At 62.6% G+C, this 20,452-nt stretch carries 22 protein-coding genes; 6 read left to right on the top strand and 16 right to left on the bottom strand.

The window, feature by feature from the left end; translation table 11 throughout:
• Positions 1–25: 25 nt before the first annotated feature.
• The 12 genes from AC1DVW_RS14465 to AC1DVW_RS14410 form a co-directional block, all read right to left on the bottom strand.
• Positions 26–241: a type II toxin -antitoxin system TacA 1-like antitoxin gene (locus tag AC1DVW_RS14465; protein ID WP_477269178.1), complete on the bottom strand. Its 216-nt coding sequence runs from the start codon at positions 239–241 to the stop codon at positions 26–28.
• Complete coding sequence (locus tag AC1DVW_RS14460) at positions 241–858, bottom strand: riboflavin synthase (RefSeq protein ID WP_477269176.1); 618 nt, start codon at positions 856–858, stop codon at positions 241–243. The genes AC1DVW_RS14465 and AC1DVW_RS14460 overlap by 1 nt, the downstream gene beginning before the upstream one ends.
• Before the next feature lie 11 nt (positions 859–869).
• The gene (gene ribD, locus AC1DVW_RS14455; RefSeq protein ID WP_477269174.1) at positions 870–1,994 is read right to left on the bottom strand and encodes a bifunctional diaminohydroxyphosphoribosylaminopyrimidine deaminase/5-amino-6-(5-phosphoribosylamino)uracil reductase RibD; all 1,125 of its coding nucleotides are present in this window, start codon (positions 1,992–1,994) and stop codon (positions 870–872) included.
• Between the two features lie 2 nt (positions 1,995–1,996).
• Positions 1,997–2,476 (bottom strand): transcriptional regulator NrdR, encoded by a 480-nt coding sequence (gene nrdR / locus AC1DVW_RS14450; RefSeq protein WP_477242825.1) that lies wholly within the window; start codon positions 2,474–2,476, stop codon positions 1,997–1,999.
• Between the two features lie 103 nt (positions 2,477–2,579).
• Positions 2,580–3,164 (bottom strand): hypothetical protein, encoded by a 585-nt coding sequence (locus AC1DVW_RS14445; RefSeq protein ID WP_477269982.1) that lies wholly within the window; start codon positions 3,162–3,164, stop codon positions 2,580–2,582.
• A gap of 80 nt (positions 3,165–3,244) precedes the next feature.
• A complete protein-coding gene (gene glyA / locus AC1DVW_RS14440) occupies positions 3,245–4,558 on the bottom strand; it encodes a serine hydroxymethyltransferase (RefSeq protein WP_477269172.1) in 1,314 nt (437 codons plus the stop codon).
• A 173-nt stretch (positions 4,559–4,731) separates the two neighbouring features.
• Positions 4,732–6,372, bottom strand: a complete 1,641-nt coding sequence (locus tag AC1DVW_RS14435; RefSeq protein ID WP_477323882.1) for a Na+/H+ antiporter — start codon at positions 6,370–6,372, stop codon at positions 4,732–4,734.
• Positions 6,373–6,514: 142 nt separating this feature from the next.
• Positions 6,515–7,768 (bottom strand): L,D-transpeptidase family protein, encoded by a 1,254-nt coding sequence (locus AC1DVW_RS14430; protein WP_477242822.1) that lies wholly within the window; start codon positions 7,766–7,768, stop codon positions 6,515–6,517.
• Positions 7,769–8,075: 307 nt separating this feature from the next.
• Positions 8,076–8,465 carry a hypothetical protein gene (locus tag AC1DVW_RS14425; protein ID WP_477242821.1) on the bottom strand — a complete coding sequence of 130 codons (390 nt, stop codon included), beginning with the start codon at positions 8,463–8,465 and terminating at the stop codon, positions 8,076–8,078.
• Positions 8,466–8,668: 203 nt separating this feature from the next.
• Positions 8,669–9,184 (bottom strand): transcriptional regulator LdtR, encoded by a 516-nt coding sequence (gene ldtR / locus AC1DVW_RS14420; RefSeq protein WP_142869475.1) that lies wholly within the window; start codon positions 9,182–9,184, stop codon positions 8,669–8,671.
• Between the two features lie 206 nt (positions 9,185–9,390).
• Positions 9,391–9,813 carry a DUF6163 family protein gene (locus tag AC1DVW_RS14415; protein ID WP_477242820.1) on the bottom strand — a complete coding sequence of 141 codons (423 nt, stop codon included), beginning with the start codon at positions 9,811–9,813 and terminating at the stop codon, positions 9,391–9,393.
• Positions 9,810–10,847 carry a 3-hydroxyisobutyryl-CoA hydrolase gene (locus AC1DVW_RS14410; protein ID WP_477323880.1) on the bottom strand — a complete coding sequence of 346 codons (1,038 nt, stop codon included), beginning with the start codon at positions 10,845–10,847 and terminating at the stop codon, positions 9,810–9,812. Before AC1DVW_RS14410 ends, AC1DVW_RS14415 begins: the two co-directional genes overlap by 4 nt.
• A gap of 190 nt (positions 10,848–11,037) precedes the next feature.
• On the opposite strand from AC1DVW_RS14410, the gene AC1DVW_RS14405 reads away from it, so the two are divergent.
• Positions 11,038–11,874 (top strand): DUF2066 domain-containing protein, encoded by an 837-nt coding sequence (locus AC1DVW_RS14405; RefSeq protein ID WP_477323878.1) that lies wholly within the window; start codon positions 11,038–11,040, stop codon positions 11,872–11,874.
• Positions 11,875–12,099: 225 nt separating this feature from the next.
• Complete coding sequence (gene hemB / locus AC1DVW_RS14400; protein ID WP_477323876.1) at positions 12,100–13,131, top strand: porphobilinogen synthase; 1,032 nt, start codon at positions 12,100–12,102, stop codon at positions 13,129–13,131.
• Positions 13,132–13,164: 33 nt separating this feature from the next.
• Here hemB and AC1DVW_RS14395 read toward each other — a convergent pair whose 3' ends face one another.
• The gene (locus tag AC1DVW_RS14395) at positions 13,165–13,821 is read right to left on the bottom strand and encodes a glutathione S-transferase family protein (protein WP_477323874.1); all 657 of its coding nucleotides are present in this window, start codon (positions 13,819–13,821) and stop codon (positions 13,165–13,167) included.
• A 112-nt stretch (positions 13,822–13,933) separates the two neighbouring features.
• Here AC1DVW_RS14395 and AC1DVW_RS14390 point away from each other — a divergent pair, with 112 nt between their 5' ends.
• Positions 13,934–15,142: a polyhydroxyalkanoate depolymerase gene (locus AC1DVW_RS14390; RefSeq protein ID WP_477323872.1), complete on the top strand. Its 1,209-nt coding sequence runs from the start codon at positions 13,934–13,936 to the stop codon at positions 15,140–15,142.
• Between the two features lie 71 nt (positions 15,143–15,213).
• Here AC1DVW_RS14390 and AC1DVW_RS14385 read toward each other — a convergent pair whose 3' ends face one another.
• Positions 15,214–15,540, bottom strand: a complete 327-nt coding sequence (locus tag AC1DVW_RS14385) for a DUF1330 domain-containing protein (RefSeq protein ID WP_477242814.1) — start codon at positions 15,538–15,540, stop codon at positions 15,214–15,216.
• A gap of 180 nt (positions 15,541–15,720) precedes the next feature.
• On the opposite strand from AC1DVW_RS14385, the gene AC1DVW_RS14380 reads away from it, so the two are divergent.
• Positions 15,721–16,416 (top strand): winged helix-turn-helix transcriptional regulator, encoded by a 696-nt coding sequence (locus AC1DVW_RS14380; RefSeq protein WP_477242813.1) that lies wholly within the window; start codon positions 15,721–15,723, stop codon positions 16,414–16,416.
• A 99-nt stretch (positions 16,417–16,515) separates the two neighbouring features.
• On the top strand, positions 16,516–17,160 hold the full coding sequence (locus tag AC1DVW_RS14375; protein WP_477323870.1) for a dihydrofolate reductase family protein: 645 nt from the start codon (positions 16,516–16,518) through the stop codon (positions 17,158–17,160).
• A gap of 47 nt (positions 17,161–17,207) precedes the next feature.
• Here AC1DVW_RS14375 and ppk2 read toward each other — a convergent pair whose 3' ends face one another.
• On the bottom strand, positions 17,208–18,128 hold the full coding sequence (gene ppk2 / locus AC1DVW_RS14370) for a polyphosphate kinase 2 (RefSeq protein ID WP_477323868.1): 921 nt from the start codon (positions 18,126–18,128) through the stop codon (positions 17,208–17,210).
• A gap of 214 nt (positions 18,129–18,342) precedes the next feature.
• Between ppk2 and AC1DVW_RS14365 the strand changes: the two genes are divergently transcribed.
• A complete protein-coding gene (locus AC1DVW_RS14365) occupies positions 18,343–19,386 on the top strand; it encodes an aldo/keto reductase (protein WP_477323866.1) in 1,044 nt (347 codons plus the stop codon).
• 20 nt (positions 19,387–19,406) lie between these two features.
• Here the strand turns inward: AC1DVW_RS14365 and AC1DVW_RS14360 are convergent, their stop codons facing one another.
• Positions 19,407–20,375: a glycosyl transferase family 90 gene (locus AC1DVW_RS14360; RefSeq protein ID WP_477323864.1), complete on the bottom strand. Its 969-nt coding sequence runs from the start codon at positions 20,373–20,375 to the stop codon at positions 19,407–19,409.
• Positions 20,376–20,452 lie beyond the last annotated feature (77 nt).

The raw sequence follows: 20,452 nt of genomic DNA, 5'->3' as shown, positions 1-20,452 counted from the left end.
GCAAGCGGAAGATTGCCGGAGGTGCTCATTCGCCGGTGGCTTGACGGTACCGATGCACGGTGTCGCGTAGACGATCGTTCACCGGGCGCGGTGTGGTCAAGGCGTCAACGAAGACGTGAGCGTCCCTGGCGGACAAATCGAGATGCTGGCGCTTCTCAATAGCAAAGCCGATGTCCCCATTTGCCACTGGCTTGTGAGTCAGCTTGCCTTCCCGGGTAGAATTTACTCTGTCCTTGGCCATCAAAGCCCCTCTTTCGCCGCCTCGACCAGCCGCGCCGCGTAGCGGGCCATGGTGTCGATCTCGAGGTTGACGCGGTCGCCGACGTTCCGCTCGCCCCAGGTGGTCACAGTCAGCGAATGGTGGATCAACAGCACGTCGAAACGGGTGCCTTCGACCTTGTTGACGGTAAGCGAGGTGCCGTCGAGCGCGACCGAGCCTTTTGGCGCGATGAATTTCGCCAGCTCGCGCGGCGCGTCCATGGTGAAGCGCACGGCGTCGCCCTCCTCCTTGCGGGCCACGATCTCGGCCATGCCGTCGACATGGCCCGATACGATGTGGCCGCCGAGCTCGTCGCCAATCTTCAGCGCCCGCTCCAGATTGATCCTCGTGCCGGATTTCCAGCCCATGGCCGTCGTCAGCCGGAGCGCCTCTTCCCAGGCCTCGACCTCGAACCAGCGCGCATTGGCGCCCCTTTCCGGCAGTGCCGTCACCGTCAGGCAGACGCCGCCGCAGGAAATCGAGGCGCCGATGGCGATGGTGTCCGGGTCGTAGGCAGTGTCGATGCGCAAGCCGACGCCTTCCCGCAGCGGCCTCACGGCGGCGACTGTGCCGACATCGGTGACAATTCCGGTAAACATCGATGCTGATCCTAGAAGTTTCGTATCCATTCCGCGTAGCTGTCTTCGCCGAACTGCATGTCGCGCAATTTGCGAAATCCTGCCGGGATATGGTTGGCGTCGATGGGCGATGCAATGCCGACCTTGCCGATCGCTTCCGGCCCCTGGAACAGGATGATGCGGTCGACCAGCCCGTCGGCCAGGAAAGCGCTGGCGACCTTGGCGCCGCCCTCGACCAGCACACTCGCCATGCCGAGCGCGGCCAGATCCTCGAGCAGTTCCGGCAGTGCGACGCCGCCTTCATGCGTTTCGGTGCCGATGAAGCGCACGCCGGCACGCTCCAGCGCTGCGCGCCGGTGCGGATCGGCCTCCAGGCACGCGGCGACATAGAGCGGAACCCGGTCGATGCCGGATACCAGCTTCGACGTCTCCGGCAACCTGATCTGGCGGTCGAGCACGATGCGCGCCGGCGAGCGGTTTTCCAATCCTGGCAACCGCACGGTCAGCGCCGGATCGTCTTCCAGAGCCGTGCCGATGCCGACCAATATGCCGTCGGCCTCGGCTCGCATCAGGTAGACTTCGCGCCGCGCGATGTCGCCGGTGATCGAGACCTGCCCGTCGCCTGCCACGCCGATCTTGCCGTCGCTGGAAAGCGCAAGCTTCAGAATCACTTCCGGGCGTTTTTTGAGCGATCGAATCAGATAGCCGGCCATCTGCTCGGCGGCCTCGGTCGCCAGCACCTTTTCGACCACCTCGACACCGGCGGCGCGCAGGATGGCATAGCCCTGGCCGGACACGCGCGGATCGGGATCGCTCGCCGCCCCTACCACCCGTGCCACGCCGGCATTGACCAGCGCATTGGCGCAAGGCGGCGTGCGGCCGTGGTGGGCGCAAGGCTCCAGCGTGACATAGGCGGTGGCGCCACGCGCCAGTTCGCCGGCCTCGGCCAGTGCCTCGGTCTCGGCATGCGGCCGGCCACCGACAGCGGTGACGCCGGTGCCGACGATCATCGGCCCGGAGCCGTCGTCACGCACGATCAGCGTGCCGACGGAAGGGTTGGTCGAGGTCCGCCCGGCATTTTTGCGCGACAGCCTGAGTGCTGCCGCCATGAAGCGGCGATCAAGAACCTCTTGCGCGGCTTTGTCAGGCCTTGCCATGCTCAGCCGGCTTCCTCTTCGCCCTTGGCCTCGTCGCCCTTGAGCTCGCCCAGCACGTCATGGAAATCCTTGGCCTCGCGGAAGTTGCGATAGACCGAGGCGAAGCGCACATAGGCGACGTCGTCGAGCGACTTCAGCGCCTCCATCACCAGCCGCCCGACCTCACCCGAGGCAACTTCGGTCTCGCCCGAGCTTTCGAGCTGGCGCACGATGCCGGTGACGGCGCGGTCGATGCGCTCGGGATCGACATTGCGCTTGCGCACGGCGATCTCGACCGAGCGCAGCAGCTTGTCGCGGTCGAACGGCACTTTGCGTCCGGACTTTTTCACCACCACGAGATCGCGCAGCTGGACGCGTTCGAAAGTGGTGAAGCGGCCGCCGCAATCGGGGCAAACGCGCCGCCGGCGGATCGCCGCGCCATCTTCGGCGGGGCGCGAATCCTTCACCTGCGTATCTTCGGACTGGCAGTAGGGACAGCGCATGAAAAGCCTTCGGTTCGAGATTCCTGGTGAGCGAAAGGCTTAAAGCCTTCCGCGCCTCAGAGATAGCGAGGCGCGAGGAAGATTGCCAGCGCCACCAGATGCGTCAGGGCGCGACGTCCTTGGTCGGGAAACCGCAGGATGTGCCGAGATTGCGATAGGCCTTGGTGAAGCCGTCCATCGGGATACTGGTGACAGTCTGTTTGCCGAAAACGACATCGAGCGAGACGACTTTGCGCATGGCGCGCAATAAAGCGAGGCTGGTCTTGGCTTGATTGTCGACCGTCCAGCTCGGGCGCCCTTTGATGGCATCATTGGAATAGACCGTCGCGGAAACCTTGACGCCGGGATCGCCGAAGGTCGCCGCGATCTTCTTGCCGACCGGCAAATCCTTGTTGCCGACGGTGATCATAATCGCCGGATAGGCATCGGGCGGCAGAGCGTCGCCGCTCGAGATCGAAAGCGTCAGCGTGCCCGCATTGCCGCTGCCATCGACAAAGGCCGTGGAGGCGGCACAGGTCTTGTGCGAATCCTGGCCGGTGTCGAGCGTATCGATGATGGTGGTCCACCTGCCAAAGGTGTTGGTGGCCGGACCATCCGTGCTCGGCTGCTCCTGGGCAACCGCTCCTGAGACAGCGAAGGCGGCAAACGCGCCGAAAAGGGCCAGAATGGCAAGACCGAAAGTGCGCATCATCAAGTCTCCAGTAAGCCGCGCCGCCCGATCAAGGAGCGGCGCAGAGTGCAGGATAAAAGAGGACGCGCCGCTGGCGGTCAACCGAGATAGGGATAGAGCGGGAAGCGATCGGTCAATGCCACCACCTTGGCCTTCACCGCGGCCTCCACGGCAGCGTTGCCTTCGTCGGAATTGGCGACTTTCAGCCCGTCCAGCACTTCGGCGATCAGCTTGCCGATCTCGCGGAACTCGGCCTGGCCAAAGCCGCGCGTGGTGCCGGCCGGGGTGCCGAGACGCACGCCGGAGGTGACGAAGGGCTTTTCCGGATCGAACGGAATGCCGTTCTTGTTGCAGGTGATGTTGGCGCGGCCAAGGGCTGCCTCGGCGCGCTTGCCGGTGGCGTTCTTGGGGCGCAGATCGACCAGCATCAGGTGGTTGTCGGTGCCGCCGGAGACGATGTCGAGGCCGGTTTCCTGCAGGCTGGAGGCGAGCGCCTTGGCGTTGGCAGCAACGCTCTCGGCGTAAACCTTGAAGCTCGGCTTCAACGCCTCGCCGAACGCCACAGCCTTGGCGGCGATGACGTGCATCAGCGGGCCACCCTGCAGGCCAGGGAAGACGGCCGAGTTCATCTTCTTGGCGATGTCTTCGTCGTTGCACAGGATCATGCCGCCGCGCGGGCCGCGCAGTGACTTGTGCGTGGTGGTGGTCACCACATGCGCATGCGGCAGCGGCGACGGATGCACGCCGCCGGCGACCAGGCCGGCAATGTGGGCCATGTCGACCATCAGATAGGCGCCGACCGCGTCGGCGATCTCGCGAAACCGCTTCCAGTCCCAGACGCGCGAATAGGCGGTGCCGCCAGCCAGGATCAGTTTCGGCTTGGTCTCGTGCGCGGTCTTCTCGATCGCGTCCATGTCGAGCAGGTGGTCTTCCTTGCGCACGCCGTAGGAGACGACCTTGAACCATTTGCCGCTCATATTGACCGGCGAGCCGTGGGTCAGATGCCCGCCGGAATTGAGGTCGAGACCCATGAAGGTGTCGCCGGGCTGCAGCAGCGCCAGGAACACCGCCTGGTTCATCTGGCTGCCGGAATTCGGCTGGACGTTGGCGAAGTTGCAGCCAAACAGTTTTTTGGCGCGCTCGATGGCCAGTTCCTCGGCCACGTCGACGAACTGGCAGCCGCCATAGTAGCGCTTGCCCGGATAGCCCTCGGCGTATTTGTTGGTCATGATCGAGCCTTGCGCCTCGAGCACGGCGCGCGAGACGATGTTTTCCGACGCAATCAGCTCGATCTCATGGCGCTGGCGGCCGAGTTCGTTGCGGATGGCGCCGAAAATCTCCGGATCGGCGTCGGCCAGCGTGGTTTCGAAGAAGGATTCGAATTTGTTCGACACTGCCGCTGCTGTTGCCATGGCCTGAAATCCTCGGGTTCGGGGGCAATTTACCTATGCATATCGTTGCCCCAAAACCGCTGCACACGTTTGGGCGACATGCATTGCCGCGCCATTAACACAGTTGTTTTCGCCTCGCCACGTTTGCGGCGCGAAATTTGCTGGCCGGTTTGCGCCAGCAGGGCGGGTAGTCGCTATTTCCTGGACTGCCGGCCTTTCAACAAGGCCTCGGTCAGCGTGATCTCGGCAAACAGCGCCTGTGCCGTATGGTCGTTGATTTCGCCGCTGCGCAACATGGCGCGTATAGCGGTGCGCTCAGCCTCGATGGCTGAGAACCGGAGTTCCAGCTCCAGCCGCCCGGCTTCGCGAGCCTCGGCTCGGGCTTCATTGGCTTCGTCGGAGGCGGCGATGCGGCGGCGGTAGCCGGCAACGATGCTGTCAGCCACCGCCAGGCGGGCATCGGCCGCCTCCCCTTCGCTTGCGTCATTGGCGACGCTCTCGATGCGGGCGATTGCTGCGTTGGCCGCGCCGACGCGCGCCCGGCGCTCCTCGGCAGCACTCGGATCCTCGCCCGGCTCGACCAGCCCGCGGGCGATCTTCGGCAAAGCCAGGCTGGCGATGATCAGCGAGCAGATGATGACGCCGGCGGCGAGGAAGATCACCAGATCGCGCGCAGGAAAGGGCGAACCGTCCGGCATGGCGAGCGGCAACGACAGGATGCCTGCCAGTGTTATTGCGCCACGCACGCCGGCCACGGAACCGGCGAGACGCACGCGCAGGCCGAACGGCTCGGCCTTGCGCTTGCCCAGGCGCGCCGCGATACCGGCTGCGATATCGCCGACCCAGATCCACAGGAAGCGCAACGCGATCAGGCACAGCGTCAGGATCAGCACCGTGGCAACAGGTTCGACCAGCCAATGCCGGGTCGAAAGTTCTGGTGGCACCTTTCGGATGATATCAGGGAGTTGCAAGCCGAGCAGGATAAAGAGCGCGCCGTTGAAGACGAACGACAGCGTCGTCCAAAGCGACATCGTCTGCATGCGCGCCGAGACGCCGAGATAGCGGAAAACGCCGGAGCCACCGGTGAGCAGACCAGCGGTGACTGCCGCCAGAATGCCGGAGGCGCCGGCATGTTCGGCGCCGAGATAGGCGATGAAGGGGATCAGAATCATGACCAGCACCTGAGCCTCGGCCGGCACGCCGCCGATGCGGTTCAGGAGCTGAAGCGTCTTGGCGGCGGCGAACAGCGCAGCGACGCCGACCAGGATGCCGACCGCGACGGCGTAGAGGAAGGTCAGGGATGCGGCGGCGAAAGAAAAACTGCCGGTCAGCACTGCCGCCACGGCGAAGCGGAACATGACCAGGCCCGACGCATCGTTGAGCAGCGACTCGCCTTCCAGAATGTGCATCAGCCGCGCCGGCACCACATTCCTGTCGACGATCGAGGACACCGCCACCGCGTCGGTCGGCGACAGCACTGCAGCGAGCGCGAAAGCGACCACGAGCGGTATGCTCGGCACCAGCCAGTGCAAGGCATAGCCGAAACCGACGATGGTGAAGAAGACCAGCCCGATGGCAAGGTCGAGGATCGGCCCGCGCAGTGCCAGCAATTCACGCTTCGGCGCGGTCGCGGCGTCGCTGAACAGTAGCGGCGGGATGAACACCAGCAGGAACAGTTCGGGATCGATCTCGACATGCAGGCCGCGCATCGGCCAGGCAAGCGCGGCGCCTATGGCAATCTGCAGCACCGGCAGCGGTACCCGCACCAGCCGTACCAGCGCGCCGGAGACGGCGACGAAGACCAGCACGACCAGGATGAAGACGGCGACTTCCATGTTGCGGTTCCAGACGCGTTCTTGCCGAGCATGCGCAAAGCCGGCCGATCCGTCCAGCCGGCAGGAAACAGCCGCGCCGACCAGGAATTCAAAAACAAAAGGCCGCCATATCGGCGGCCTTTTAGTAAATAAAATCAGTTTCTTAGAGCGCGGAAGTGATCTGCAATTCGCTGGCTCCGTCGAGGCCGTAAATGTCATCGCGCAGCTGCACGACGCCTGGCCCCGTCGACCAGGCCGAGACATAAAGAAAATGAACCGGTACCGGATTGGTGACCTGCACCGGCGTGTTCTCACCGGTTTTGATCGCCGCCTCGAAGTGCTGGCGATCCCAGCCTGGCGTGTCGCGCAGGATCCAGGTGACGAGGTCGCGCACATTCTGCACGCGCACGCAGCCCGAGGAATCAAACCGCATCATCTTGCCGAACAGGCTCTGCTGCGGCGTATCATGCATATAGACGCCATCCGGGCTCGGGAAGTTGATCTTGACCGAGGCCATGGCGTTGCCGGACCCCGGATCCTGGCGGAAACGGTACTTTTCTGCATCGTCGGTCGACCAGTCGACCGTCATCGGATCGACTTCGCTGCCATCCGGCGCGAACAGCCGGATATGGCTGTCCTTGAGATAGTCGGGGTTCTTCCGCATCAGCGGAATGATGTCCTTGCGCACGATCGAGACCGGAGCGTTCCAGTAAGGATTGACGATGATCTCGTTGATCTTGGAATTGACGATCGGCGTCTGGCGGTCGATCTTGCCGACGATGGCGGTGTGGCGCAGCACGACACGATCGTTCTCGACCGCCTCGATCTGGGCGCCGGGAATGTCGACCAGTACGTAGCGGTTGCCCAGCGTACCGGCCTTTTCGCGCAGGCGCTGCAGATTGGTCTGCAACTGGCCAAGCCGGATTTGCGCCGAAACATTCATCGCCGCGTAAGTGTATTTGCCCATCGAGCCGTCCGAAGGCAGGCCGTGGCGCGCCTGGAAGCGCTTGACGGCCGCGTCGACATAGGAATCGAAGGACGTCGAAATGCCGGCGCTCTGCGCCAGGTCACCCGACATCATCAGCCGCTTGCGCAGCGGCACCACGTCGGGATCATCGACGCCAAGCTGCAGCTTCTTGGTCGCGGGAACCTCGACCCAGCCGCCTTGGGCGACGATGTTCTGATACTGCGCGACGGCCTGCTCGGTGAAGGCAACGGTCTGCAGGCTGAAGATCGGCAGCGTCGAGGCTACCTTACCACCTTCTGAGGCGCGGGCATCGAACTGGTCGTCCCAATTGCCGCGGGCCGAGGATTTCAGGATATCCCCGATCACATCCTGCGCATTGGCGCTGTTCGCAACCATTGCGACGGCGAGCGCGGAGGCTCCGGAAAGGAAGAAACGGCGGCTGGTTCTCATGGACGTTCCAGACATTCTTGCAGCAATCGGATCACCGGGCGATCTCGCCCGCACTCTAAGATTGGCAATCTTAACAATTAGCCAACCATGGCTTGCATCACTTGGGCGTGAAACGCACGGGTGCGATGCCAGTTCCGGATGAGCACTCTGCCTTGTGAAATCTTGGCCTTCACCGCAGCATCACCCGTATCCTCGCTTTCACCGGGAATATGGCGGCAACGTGGCTGCTGCCCGAATTTGGATTGGCCGGAGCGGCGAAAAGCCGAGATCGGTGCTTTTCGGCACCGTCATCGCTCAGCGCGAAGTCTCAACCCTTCGGCTCCTGACCCGGCGGCGCCTTCAATTCCGAGCATCGCTGTAACACCTCATTTTGGGGATAGCGCAGGACCTTGTTGTCCAATTTGAGCAGCATCTCCCGTCTCTTGTCCGGGCTACCCTCGCCGTCCGTGCAGCTCATGTCCAGAATGATCGCGTCCAGGCGGTTGATCTTCTGGACTTTGATCAATGTGCAGCGGACTTCCCACATCTCCACCGCCTTGTCGGTGAACGTCACGATGGAGTCATTGTTGTCGCATGGGGCGCTGCCTTGCGCGGCAAAGGAATCCTTCCACCACTCCTCCGCAAACGCCGGTTGCGCGGCCAGCAAAAACACCGCGGCAAGCGAGCAAATCGTCGAGCGGTTCCCCAGGTCCATCATGCGCTCCCTCCAGGCGGCGACAATTAAGCACCGTTGCCGCAACCCTGCCAAGGAGGCTGCCGACGAGGCGGCTGAGCTTTGGGCAAGGTTTCTGCGCCACCAAAGAAAAAAGGACCGGTGCCCCCCGGCGCCGGTCCTTGATTTCCTTCTGCCCCGGCCGCGCTTCTTTCTGGCGCGGCTCGAATCTTGCTGCCTGGGATGCCTTACATCCGGTAGGCGATGGTGTCGTTCCAGAAGCGATCGAGCCGCTGCAGCGCGCGGTTCATCTGCTTGAACTCTTCGCTGTTGATGCCGCCGACCTGTTCGATCGAACCAACATGGCGCTCATAGAGACCGGCAACGACATCTGCCACCTCATTGCCTTTCGGCGTCAGCGAAACGCGGACCGAACGACGGTCGATGCGCGAGCGCTGGTGGTTGATGAAGCCAAGATCGACCAGCTTCTTCAGATTGTAGGAGACGTTCGAGCCGAGATAATAGCCACGCGAGCGCAGTTCGCCGGCGGTCAGCTCGGAATTGCCGATGTTGAACAAAAGCAGCGCCTGGATGGCATTGATGTCGGAGCGGCCGTTGCGGTCGAATTCGTCCTTGATCACGTCAAGCAGACGGCGGTGCAGACGCTCCACCAGCTGCAGCGATTCCATGTACAGCGAACGGATCGCCTCGCGGCGGTCGTCGGATACGTTGGCGGTCTTCGCCGCCGGACGCGAATTGATCATTGTCTTTGCCTCTCGTTTGTCGCCCTGGTGATTTTTTGTTTTTCACCTTGATCGCGACACTATCGAATACTCATAAAATTCGACTTAAACGCTAGGGCTAACAAGAGCTTACCGGTAATAGGTTTCGCAAGACGCTTAACGAACGGTCACCCGAGCAAGAATAATTAACCTAAAGATTTAGCCAATGATTTCGAGCCAACCAGGGCTCACGCTCGCGTCGGGCGTTTGCGCATCCAGATTACGACGCGGAAGACGATATAGAGCAGCGCCGCCGCCACGTGGGAAAAGATGATCAGCGGCCGGTGGCCGAAAAGATCAGGGAAACCGGCATACATGATGGTCTCGGTGATCGCGCAGATGAACCAGATCACGGGGCCCCACGACGCCAGCATCCACAGGCCGGCGGCGGCGAAGGGAAAGAACACGGCGAGCACCACGGCCGCCACCTGCCAGTGCACCGGCATCAGATCGAAGCGCCACAGCGGGCCGGGATAGAAGCCGATCAGCCGGATCCAGTAGAGAATGCCGAACAGCAGGCAGTAGCCCGCTATGACGCGCTGGAACCAGGCGAAGATGATCTCGACGCCGGAGGGCTGCAGCACGATGCGTCTCGAGGCGGCCTCGCTCACAGTTCGAGCTCCCGTTCGAGTGGAGCGAAATAGGCATCGATGTCGGCAGTGCCGACCGCATCGATGCTGGCCGGCTGCCAGTGTGGCTTCGAGCCCTTGTCGATGATGACGGCGCGGATGCCTTCATAGAAATCGCGGCCTGACAGCATGCGGTTGAGGATGCGGAACTCCATCTTCATGCATTCGTCCATCGACAATGTCAGGCCGGCGCTGATCTGGCGCCAGGCGACATGCAGGCTGGTCGGCGAKCGGGTGCGGATGGTCGCCAGTGTCTTGGCGGCGAATTCGTCGGCTGCTGCCGCCCGCTCCAGGCTGTCGATGATATCCCTGAGCGAGGCTTGCGCAAAATGCTGGGCGATTGCCGCCAGCGTCGGCCTGTCGGTCTCGCGCCTAGCCGAGATGAAAAACCCGCGCAGCACCGATTCCGGATCGCCAGTCGCCGCCAGCCGGTCGAGAAAGCCGGCCTGGTCCTCTGCCTTGATGGTGTGCGTGGCGAGGCCCGACCACAGCGCGTCGCCATAGCGGATGCGGTTTCCGGTCAGCGCCAGATACATGCCGAAGCTGCCGCCGAGATCCGGCAGCAGATGGCTGCCGCCGACATCGGGGAAGAAACCGATGCCGACTTCCGGCATGGCGAACTGGGCGTTCTCGGTCAGCACACGCTGCGAGCCGTGGAAGGAAATGCCGACGCCGCCGCCCATGACGATGCCGTCGATCAGCGCGACATAGGGTTTTTTGAACCGCTTGATGCGGGCGTTCAGGCGGTATTCGTCGGCGAAGAACTCGACCGGCGGCTTTCCCGCCCGGGCCTCGTAGACGTGCATTATGTCGCCGCCTGCCGAAAACGCCCTGCCCTCGGCCTTGACGACGACGACATCGACGCCGTCATCGCGCTCAAAGGCGTCGAGCGCCTTGTCCAGCGCCTTGATCATGCGATGCGTCAGCGCATTGAGCGCCTGCGGCCGCGTCAACGTGACGACGCCAGCCTTGCCCAACCGTTCGAAGCGAATTTCGTCGCCTCCGCCAAAATCCATCGTGAAAGAATCCCTCCCCGCGCCTGCGGGACTGAAGTGCTAAAGCGTGGCGCATGGGTGCGTCAATGGCGCGAGTGTATTCACCCCACCTTGGCCACCGCCACCGCCCGATGTTAGAAAGTCCGCCGCCGTCGCAGCCGGGGCGTACTGTCTTTCAGCGGCTATGACCGTCTTCGGGGGATTGTGAGCCATGCCTGGACATTCGCGCCTCTCGCTGGTGATGATCGGACTGATGGCCGTTTACGCAACAGTTCGGCCTGTGTCCGCCACGTCACTCGACGAACTCTACCAGGCGCAGACCATCGTCACCGGCCAGGGCGAGGTGAACCGCCAGATCGGCTTCAAGGCCTGCCTGGACTCGGTTCTGGTGCGGGTTTCCGGCGACCAGCGCCTGCCGAACAGGCCGGAAATGGCTGATCTGCGCGACAAGGCCGGCAGTTTCGTCGCCGAGTTCCGCTATCACGACCGGCTGGAAGGCATTCCGGTCCATGACGAACAAGGCACGCACGACCGGCCGCACGACCTCACCTGCCTCTACAAGCCGGCCGCAATCGACCCGGTGCTTGCCACGCTCGGCAGCAAGCCTTGGCTTGGCGAACGGCCGCGCCTGGCGGTGTTTTTGACGACCGAGCAAGGCAAAAGGCATTTCGCGCTGACCGCGGATGACGAGCACGGCCAAGCGATGCGCGAATCCTTCGTCAACGCCACCGGCCCGCTGGTGATGCGGATCGCCTTTCCCACGGCATCGCTGCTGTCCGGTGGCGGTCTCGACGACAAGACGCTGCGCAATGCCGATTTGGCGATGCTGGACCAGTTGGCCAAGAAAGCCGGCGCCGACCAGGCGCTCGCCGGCAGCATCGTCTGGAGCGACAAGGATCTGGGCTGGATCGCCAACTGGCGGCTGGCCATGGGCGGCAAGACCTACACGTGGCAGGTGCGCGGCGTCAGCTTTGATGAGGCGTTCCGTGTTGCGATGCGGGGCGCGGCTCAGGTTCTGAGCGGCAACGGTCAGCCTAAGTCAGGCTGATATTCAGGTGATGCCGGCCTGCAAATGGCGACTTCCTGCGCTTCCGGTGCTCACGTACCCAAAAGTACGCTCCGCTCCGGTTCTCGGAACCCACCATTTTCGACTCGGCCTGACCTGAATCTCAACCTGCCTTTGCCTCAGAGCGCACCCGCATCCCTGGCACACGTGTCGCATTGGTCAGCGGCAGGGGCTCGTGGTAAAAGCCGCCGAGCGAGAGTTTTGGCGATGAACAAATTCACCCCTGCAAGAGCTGCCGGCGCACGCAGCGTCGACGAGATCACCGGCAGCCGCCGTCTGCGCCGCATGCGCAAGGCCGACTGGTCGCGCCGCCTCGTCCAGGAGAACCGGCTTTCGGTCGACGATCTGATCTGGCCGATCTTCGTCGTCGACGGCAAGAATATCCGCGAACCGATCGCCGCCATGCCGGGCGTCTTCCGCCTGTCGATCGACCTTGCGGTGAAAGAGGCCGAGCGTGCGGCCAAGCTCGGCATTCCGGCCATCGCCACCTTCCCCAATGTCGAACTGGCCTTACGCGATCAGACCGGCTCGCACATTCTCGACCCGGAAAACATCATCAACCGCACCACGCGCGCCATCAAGCACGCAGTGCCGGAGATCGGCATCATCACCGACGCCGCGCTCGATCCGTTCACCTCGCATGGCCATGACGGCATCTTGCGCGACGGCATCATCGTCAATGACGAGACGGTGGAACAGGTGACGGCGGCGGCCGTCATCCAGGCGGCGGCGGGCGCCGACATCATCGCGCCGTCGGACATGATGGACGGCCGCATCGGCGCCATCCGCGACGCGCTCGACGCCAATGGTTTTCAGGATGTGGCGATCATGTCCTATGCAACGAAATTCGCCTCGGCCTTCTACGGCCCCTATCGCGAGGCGGTCGGCACGGCCGGCCTGCTCAAGGGCGACAAGAAGACCTACTATATCGACCATGCCAACTCCGACGAGGCGGTGCGCGAGGCCGAGCAGGACATCGCCGAGGGCGCCGACATGCTGATGGTCAAGCCCGGCCTGCCCTATCTCGACATCATCCGCAGGCTGAAGGACGAGTTCCAGATGCCGACCTTCGCCTATCAGGTGTCGGGCGAGTATTCGATGATCAAGGCGGCGGCCGCCAATGGTTGGATCGACGGCGAAAAAGCGATGCTGGAATCGCTGCTCGCCTTCAAGCGCGCCGGCTGCGACGGCATTCTTACCTACTTTGCGCCAGAGGTGGCGGCGATTCTGAAGGGATAGGGTGGCCGCCGCGGCCGCCCTGCTCCAGCGTTCTCAAAACTCCACGTCGAGTTCGATGATGTCCTCGGGCTCGGCAAGCGCGTCCTGCGTCCATTCCTGCATCAGCGGCCAGGCGAGGATCGCCTCGCAATAGGTGGCGAGCGGTGCTTCGAGCTCAACCGCGTAGGTGCGAAAACGGGTGCAGACTGGCGCATACATGGCGTCGGCAACGGTCGGCGAGGAACCGAACAGCCAGGGACCGCCATAAGTCGCCAGGCATTCGGACCAGATCGTCTTGATCCGCTCCACATCTGGCCGCGCGCCGGAAAAGATCTTGAAGCTCTTGTGCCGGGCTTTCAGGCTCATGGGCAGCGCCGAGCGCAAATTGTGAAAGCCTGAATGCATCTCGCCGGATACCGCGCGGCAATGCGCGCGCGCCACGCGGTCGGCCGGCAGCAGGCCGGCACCCGGCATGGTCTCGGCCAGATATTCGGCGATCGCCAGCGTGTCCCACACCGTCACCCCGTCATGGGTCAGCCGCGGCACCAGCACCGATGGCGACAGGAGCAGCAATTCCTGGCGCTGCTCGGGGTCATCGATATCGATGCGCTTCTCCTCGAACTCCAGCCCGGCCATGCGGCAGAGCAACCAGCCACGCAGCGACCAGGACGAATAGTTTTTCGACGAGATCGTCAATGTCGCCTTTGCCATGCCATTGGCCCTCCGAGCCCTTTGCCGGCAGCAATCCTCTCGCAATGCACAAAATTTTGCACTAGATTATTTTGCACTGCCACATGGCCGCTTCGGAACGGGATGCATCTCGATGCTGTACCAGGCCTACCAGGTTCAGGACGACCTCATCGCCCCGTCGCGTTTTTTCGCCGATCTCATGCGCTCGGCGATGAGCAGCATGGTTTCAGGCGACAGCGTCAAACAGCGCCTGGCCGCCGGGCTGGAGATGATCGGCCGCTTCAAGCTCACCCATGCGCGGCCCGATTTCGATATCAAATCGGTCAAGGTCGGCAATCGCAACGTGCCGGTTACCGTCGAGACGGCGCTCGAGCTGCCGTTCGGCACGCTTCAGCGCTTCGCCAAGGACATGGATACGCGCCAGCCCAAGGTGATGGTGATCGCCCCTTTGTCGGGCCACTTCTCGACCTTGTTGCGCGGCACGGTGGAGACGCTGCTGGCCGACCACGAGGTCTACATCACCGACTGGGCCAATGCCCGCGACGTCCCGCTTGCGGCCGGCCGTTTCGGCGTGGACGACTATGTCGACTACATCATCCGCTTCCTGGAGGCGATCGGCCCGGGCACGCACATACTGGCGGTCTGCCAGCCCTGCGTCCAGGCGCTTGCCGCCGTTGCCGTCATGTCCGAGGACCGGCACCCGGCGACGCCGCGCTCGATGACGCTGATGGCGGGGCCGATCGATCCGCGCGAGAGCCCAACCAAGGTCAACGAATTCGCCGTCAGCAAGTCGCTGGCCTGGTTCCAAAGCTCCGTCATCTCGCGCGTGCCGTGGCGCCACGCCGGCGGCGGACGCCGGGTCTATCCGGGCTTTCTCCAGCTTGCCGCTTTCATGGCCATGAACATGGACCGCCACAACAAGGCCCACCAGAAACTCCACGACCATCTGGCCGCCGGCGAGACCGCCGAGGCCGAGAAGATAAAAACCTTCTACGACGAGTATCTGGCGGTGCTCGACCTGACCGAAGAGTTCTATCTCGAAACCATCGACCGGGTGTTCCAGAAGGCGGAGCTCGCCACCGGCACGTTCACGTTCCGTGGCAGCCCGGTCGATCCGGGCGCAATCCGCAACACGGCGCTGCTCACGGTCGAGGGCGGGCGCGACGACATTTGCGCCCTTGGCCAGACCTCGGCCGCCCATGAATTGTGCCGCTCGCTGCGCCCGCATCTGAAGCGCCACCATTTGCAGGCCAATGTCGGCCACTACGGCGTCTTCAACGGCAAGCGCTGGGAGCGCGAAATCTATCCGGTCGTGCGCAACCTCATCCTGTCGATGGAATAGTTTTTGCTCGACAGGGATAGAGACTCTGAAGAGGTAGCCGGAACCCGGAAACGCCGGGTTCCGGCTGCTCCTTACGCCTTGGGCAAATAAGGTATCGTTCCGGCCAGATCGGTATTGTCGATCATCTGGAAGCGGCTGTCGCTGCCGGCCTGACGCGCTGCCACGAACGGAGCGTATTGCGGATCGGTGGTGAAGGCCTCGGCGGCCTGAGCCGAGGGAAACGCCATGATGGCGATGAGGCTAGTGTCCAGCGGCTTGCCCTCAAGCGTCTTCACATTGCCGCTGCGCGCCAGATATCGGCCGCCATGCTTGTGCACGAGATCGTGCACCGAAGCGGCATATGCCGGCACCCACTTGTCGTCCTTCACCTTGATGTCTGCGATCACATAAGCGGTCATTGTCTTTCAAACTCCTCATTGATCGGCACCGGACTGCCCGGTGACGTGACCGCTGCTTCCCACGGCGATGACGCATCCCTCCAGTCACCGAACTGTACCAGGGGGCCCAGTACAGGTTCTGTACTGGCCCCATGATCGGCTTTTGGGTAATGTCGGTCATCTTCTGTTGGAGATCACCACATGACCCAAGCCGGATACAAACAGTTCTGCCCGCTTTCGATGGCCGCCGAACTGCTCTGCACACGCTGGACCATGGTGCTGCTGCGCGAACTGGTGGCGGGATCGACCCGCTTCAACGATCTGCGCCGCGGTGTTCCGAAAATGTCGCCAACCCTTCTGTCGCAACGGCTGAAGGACCTTGAAGCCGGCGGCATTGTCGAGCGCACGGAGGTCAAATCCGAGAAGGGCGTGTTCGAATACCGGCTGACCGAGGCCGGCAGAGATTTGCGCCCGGTGGTCGAAGCGATGGGCTTCTGGGGCCAGAAATGGGTCGAGGCCCGGCTCTCGCTGAAGAACCTCGATCCGTCACTGCTGATGTGGGACATGCGCCGCAATCTGAACCCCAGTCCGCTGCCCGACGGACGCACCGTGATACAGTTCCTGTACCATGACCTGCCGGCGACAAAGCGGTCCTGGTGGCTGATCGTCGAGAAGCAGGGTGATGTCGATCTGTGCTGGTACGATCCGGGATTTGACGTCGATCTCTACGTGTCGACCGACCTGTGCACCATGACCTCGATCTGGATGGGGCTGACGACAGTGCACAAGGAACGCGACAAGATCAGCCTGACCGGAGACCTCGATATCGCCGCCAAAATGCAGACCTGGCTTGGCCTCAGCCCGTTTGCGGTGATGCCGAAGCGTGCCGCGGCGTAGCTGACGTCACCGGCCTCTCGACTAACCGCTTGCAATTCGCAATCAGTTTGCTACAAAGAAGGCAATTGCAAATCACAATCGGTTATCTCGGAGGCACTCATGTCAAAGCTTCGCGTCAATGCATTCACCCTGTCGCTCGACGGCTACGGCGCCGGTCCAGACCAGACCCTGCAAAATCCGCTCGGCGTTGGTGGCGAGGAGCTGCACAAATGGATGACAAGCACCCGCAGCTTCCACCAAATGGTCGGCAAGGATGGCGGCACCACCGATGTGGACGACCGCTTCACCGTCCGCAGCTTCGACAATCTCGGCGCCTGGATCCTCGGCCGCAACATGTTCGGGCCGATCCGCGGCGACTGGCCGGACGACAGCTGGAAAGGCTGGTGGGGCACCAATCCGCCCTACCACGTGCCGACCTTCGTGCTGACCCATCATCCGCGCGCCTCTATTGTGATGGAGGGCGGCACAACCTTCCACTTCGTCACCGATGGTATCCATGCCGCGCTTGAACAGGCGAAAGCGGCGGCGGGCGGCAAGGATGTTCGCGTCGGTGGCGGCGTCGCCACCATCCGACAATATCTCCAGGAGAAACTGATCGACGAAATGCATCTGGCGATCACGCCAGTGCTGCTCGGTACAGGCGAGAACCTGTTTGCCGGCCTCGACATGCCCAAGCTAGGCTACCAGTGCAGCGAGCAGACCGCTACGCCGCTCGCGACGCATGTGGTGATCAAGCGGGCGTAATTACAGCTATTTCTCCCCGTCACTAGACGGGGAGAAGGAAGAACCCCTCAATATTTCTCCGGCACGTAAAGCTCGCGTGGTAGCGTCTGGCGCTCATATTCGGGGTTGAAGACGCGCTCGGGCAGCGTGATCTCCTCGTGTGGCACTTCCTCATAAGGCATCTGCTTGAGCAGATGATCGATGCAGTTCAGCCGCGCGCGCTTCTTGTCGTTGCCTTCGACGATGAACCACGGCGCTTCGGGAATGTTGGTGCGGGCGAAGGTCTCTTCCTTGGCCTTGGTGTACTGCTCCCAGCGCACGCGCGACTGCAGGTCCATCGGTGACAGCTTCCACTGCTTCATCGGATCGTGGATGCGCATCAGGAAGCGCATCTGCTGTTCCTCATCGGTGATGGAGAACCAGTATTTGACCAGCGTGATGCCGGAGCGGACCAGCATGCGCTCGAACTCCGGCACGTCGCGGAAGAATTCCTCGACCTGTTCGGGTTCGGCAAAACCCATCACCCGCTCGACGCCCGAGCGGTTGTACCAGGAGCGGTCGAGCAGCACGATCTCGCCACCGGCCGGCAGATGCGGCACGTAGCGCTGAAAGTACCATTGCGACTTCTCGCGCTCGGTCGGCGCTGGCAGTGCCACGACGCGGCAGATGCGCGGATTGAGCCGCTGGGTGATGCGCTTGATGACGCCGCCCTTGCCGGCCGAGTCGCGGCCCTCGAAAAGGACCACCAGCTTCTTCTTGTGATAGGCGACCCAGGACTGCAGCTTGATCAACTCGGACTGCAGGGTGATGAGGTCACGAAAATACTGCATGCGATCGATCGAAGGCGGATGCGCGTTCTTGTAGATCTTGGCAATCTCCATCGACAGCGCCGGCTCCGACATTTCCAGTTCGTAGTCTTCGTCGAGCGTGTCGGCCAGCTCCGCTTCAAGCCAATCCCTGGCTGGAGAATTCTGTTTTAACTCGGTCATTTGCGCTGCTCCGCTTGCCGGCTGACATGAAACCCTGAGCCGACTTGATATAGGCCGGTAGTGACGGTTTTATTGCAGCCACCGGACGCCGCAAATCCGCGAGGCATGGTCGATCCGTCGCCGTGGCATGGCGACAAGCCACTCATATTGTCCTACAAATGCCGAACCCGTTCGGGCTCCCCTGCCCTCCCCACCGAAATTGCGAGGATTTGACATGGAATACCGCACGCTTGGCCGTTCCGGCCTGAAAGTTTCGACGCTGACGCTGGGCACCATGACCTTCGGCGGCACCGGGCCGTTCGCCGCCGTCGGTAATTCCGACGTCGCGGAAGCCAGGCGTATCATCGACACCTGCATCGATGCCGGCATCAATCTCATCGACACCGCCAATGTCTATTCGAACGGGCTTTCGGAAGAGATCATCGGCGAAGCGCTCGGCGGCAAGCGCAAGGGCGATGTGCTGATCGCCTCCAAGGCGCGCATGCGGATCGGCAAGGGTCCGAACGACGAAGGCCTGTCGCGCTACCACCTGATCCGCGAGTGCGAGAAGAGCCTGAAGCGCCTCAGGACCGATGTCATCGACATCTATTTCCTGCACGAATGGGACGGCGTGACGCCGCTCGAGGAAACCATCGCCGCGCTCGACACTTTGGTGGCGCAGGGCAAAGTCCGCTATGTCGGCTGCTCCAATTATTCCGGCTGGCACGTGATGAAGGCGTTGGGGATCAGCGACAGAAGTCATCAGCCGCGTTTCGTCACCCAGCAGATCCACTACACGCTGGAAGCGCGCGAAGCCGAATACGAACTTCTGCCAATCTCGGTCGATCAGGGGCTTGGCGTGCTGGTATGGAGCCCGCTTGCCGGCGGATTGCTGTCGGGCAAGTACAATCGCGACAGCCCTACGGCCCGCCAGCTCAGCGGCTGGTCGGAGCCGCCGATCCGTGATGAGGACCGGCTGTGGCGGATCGTCGACGTGCTGGTCGAGATCGGCAAGAGCCGTGGCGTTTCGGCGGCGCAGGTGGCGCTGGCCTGGCTGCTCGGCCGCCCCGCGGTCAGTTCGCTGGTGATTGGTGGGCGCACCGAAGCGCACTTCAAGGACAACATTGCCGCTGCAAGCCTGGTGCTTGCCGAGGACGAGCGCGCCCGGCTTGACGCCGTCAGCAGGCCGCCCTTGCTCTATCCCTACTGGCACCAGCAGCTCACGGCAAAGGACCGCTTCGGTCCGGCCGATCTGGTCATCGACCGGAGCGGTGTCTGAGCGACCTAGAAGCGCCGGCGCTAGCCCGAGATATAGCGCCAGACCTCGGCGTCGGGCTCGACCTGGCCACTGAGCACGAAATATTTGTAGAGCACGAGCAGCGAGATCGCCTGCTCGGTCTGCTCGTTGCAAAACTTTCGGCAATAGGCGTTGGCGGCGGCAATGATGCGTTCGGCCTCCGCCGGATGCTGCTCGAAATACCGCATTTTTTCGGCAAGATCGGAGAAATCCGGGGCGAGCGGCACATAGTGGATATCAGCTTCTATCTGCTTTTCGGCGAACCAGGTCTCGTATGTCGGCGGCGGCATCAGGCACAGCGAATTCGAACTCATGATCCATTTGAGGTTGGTCGCCACATCATTGCCTTCGAGCGAAACGATGTAGCGGTAGTGCCGCTGCTGGTCGATGCTGAGATACGGCTTGCGGTACGCCGCTGCGGTCGACTTGGGTGAGCCGACGTCGCAGAACGGCAGATCGCGCACCGCCTTCAGGAACACCGTCCGGATCGGATTGTTGAGTTCGCCGCGCCAGACCACGGCCGGACGCTTGTCCGCGAAACGCATGGTGTCTGCGGGCATGTTGAAATGTCGAAACTTGTCGAGCTTCATCAGCACGGCATTGCTGTTGTCGTCCTGGATTGGCCGATCCTTGACGATCGAAGGCACTTTTGGCACGTCAATGACGTCGCCGAACTCCAGATCGATCAGCAGGCCCGGATCGAAATAGCGGGCGAATTCCTTCAGGTCGTAATAATACATGCTCGGCCTGAACGGCAATCGGCGGACAGGCACGGCATTCGGGCTCGGCACGAAGGCGTGCTGCAGCTTGTTGTAGTAATCCAGCCGTTCGCGCACCGCCGCGTCGGAAAGGCTTGCCTGGCGAAGCCGACCGGCCAGCCTGCTGCGGAACAATGCCTGCGGCGCCAGATCGCGCACGACGTTGCGTGCGTAGTAGAACACCTTGACTGAGTTGCGTAGGACTGTGGCCATCGGTCACTTGATCAAAACAGACTGGCGGCCCCAGCATTTCGGCGCCTCAAGTCTTTCCTACACCATTGTGCCGCCTA

The sequence above is a fragment of the Mesorhizobium sp. P3_B5 genome (assembly GCF_056402815.1).
This window is presented reverse-complemented; position numbering and strand designations above follow the sequence as displayed.

Coding starts and splice junctions, on each gene's coding strand:
- AC1DVW_RS14465 (WP_477269178.1), bottom strand. CDS start 241: ATGGCCAAGGACAGAGTAAATTCTACCCGGGAAGGCAAGCTGACTCAC.
- nrdR (WP_477242825.1), bottom strand. CDS start 2,476: ATGCGCTGTCCCTACTGCCAGTCCGAAGATACGCAGGTGAAGGATTCG.
- AC1DVW_RS14395 (WP_477323874.1), bottom strand. CDS start 13,821: ATGGCAAAGGCGACATTGACGATCTCGTCGAAAAACTATTCGTCCTGG.
- glyA (WP_477269172.1), bottom strand. CDS start 4,558: ATGGCAACAGCAGCGGCAGTGTCGAACAAATTCGAATCCTTCTTCGAA.
- AC1DVW_RS14445 (WP_477269982.1), bottom strand. CDS start 3,164: ATGCGCACTTTCGGTCTTGCCATTCTGGCCCTTTTCGGCGCGTTTGCC.
- AC1DVW_RS14435 (WP_477323882.1), bottom strand. CDS start 6,372: ATGGAAGTCGCCGTCTTCATCCTGGTCGTGCTGGTCTTCGTCGCCGTC.
- ldtR (WP_142869475.1), bottom strand. CDS start 9,184: ATGATCAATTCGCGTCCGGCGGCGAAGACCGCCAACGTATCCGACGAC.
- AC1DVW_RS14390 (WP_477323872.1), top strand. CDS start 13,934: ATGCTGTACCAGGCCTACCAGGTTCAGGACGACCTCATCGCCCCGTCG.
- AC1DVW_RS14460 (WP_477269176.1), bottom strand. CDS start 858: ATGTTTACCGGAATTGTCACCGATGTCGGCACAGTCGCCGCCGTGAGG.
- AC1DVW_RS14405 (WP_477323878.1), top strand. CDS start 11,038: ATGCCTGGACATTCGCGCCTCTCGCTGGTGATGATCGGACTGATGGCC.
- hemB (WP_477323876.1), top strand. CDS start 12,100: ATGAACAAATTCACCCCTGCAAGAGCTGCCGGCGCACGCAGCGTCGAC.
- AC1DVW_RS14430 (WP_477242822.1), bottom strand. CDS start 7,768: ATGAGAACCAGCCGCCGTTTCTTCCTTTCCGGAGCCTCCGCGCTCGCC.
- AC1DVW_RS14385 (WP_477242814.1), bottom strand. CDS start 15,540: ATGACCGCTTATGTGATCGCAGACATCAAGGTGAAGGACGACAAGTGG.
- AC1DVW_RS14360 (WP_477323864.1), bottom strand. CDS start 20,375: ATGGCCACAGTCCTACGCAACTCAGTCAAGGTGTTCTACTACGCACGC.
- ppk2 (WP_477323868.1), bottom strand. CDS start 18,128: ATGACCGAGTTAAAACAGAATTCTCCAGCCAGGGATTGGCTTGAAGCG.
- AC1DVW_RS14380 (WP_477242813.1), top strand. CDS start 15,721: ATGACCCAAGCCGGATACAAACAGTTCTGCCCGCTTTCGATGGCCGCC.
- AC1DVW_RS14365 (WP_477323866.1), top strand. CDS start 18,343: ATGGAATACCGCACGCTTGGCCGTTCCGGCCTGAAAGTTTCGACGCTG.
- ribD (WP_477269174.1), bottom strand. CDS start 1,994: ATGGCAAGGCCTGACAAAGCCGCGCAAGAGGTTCTTGATCGCCGCTTC.
- AC1DVW_RS14425 (WP_477242821.1), bottom strand. CDS start 8,465: ATGATGGACCTGGGGAACCGCTCGACGATTTGCTCGCTTGCCGCGGTG.
- AC1DVW_RS14375 (WP_477323870.1), top strand. CDS start 16,516: ATGTCAAAGCTTCGCGTCAATGCATTCACCCTGTCGCTCGACGGCTAC.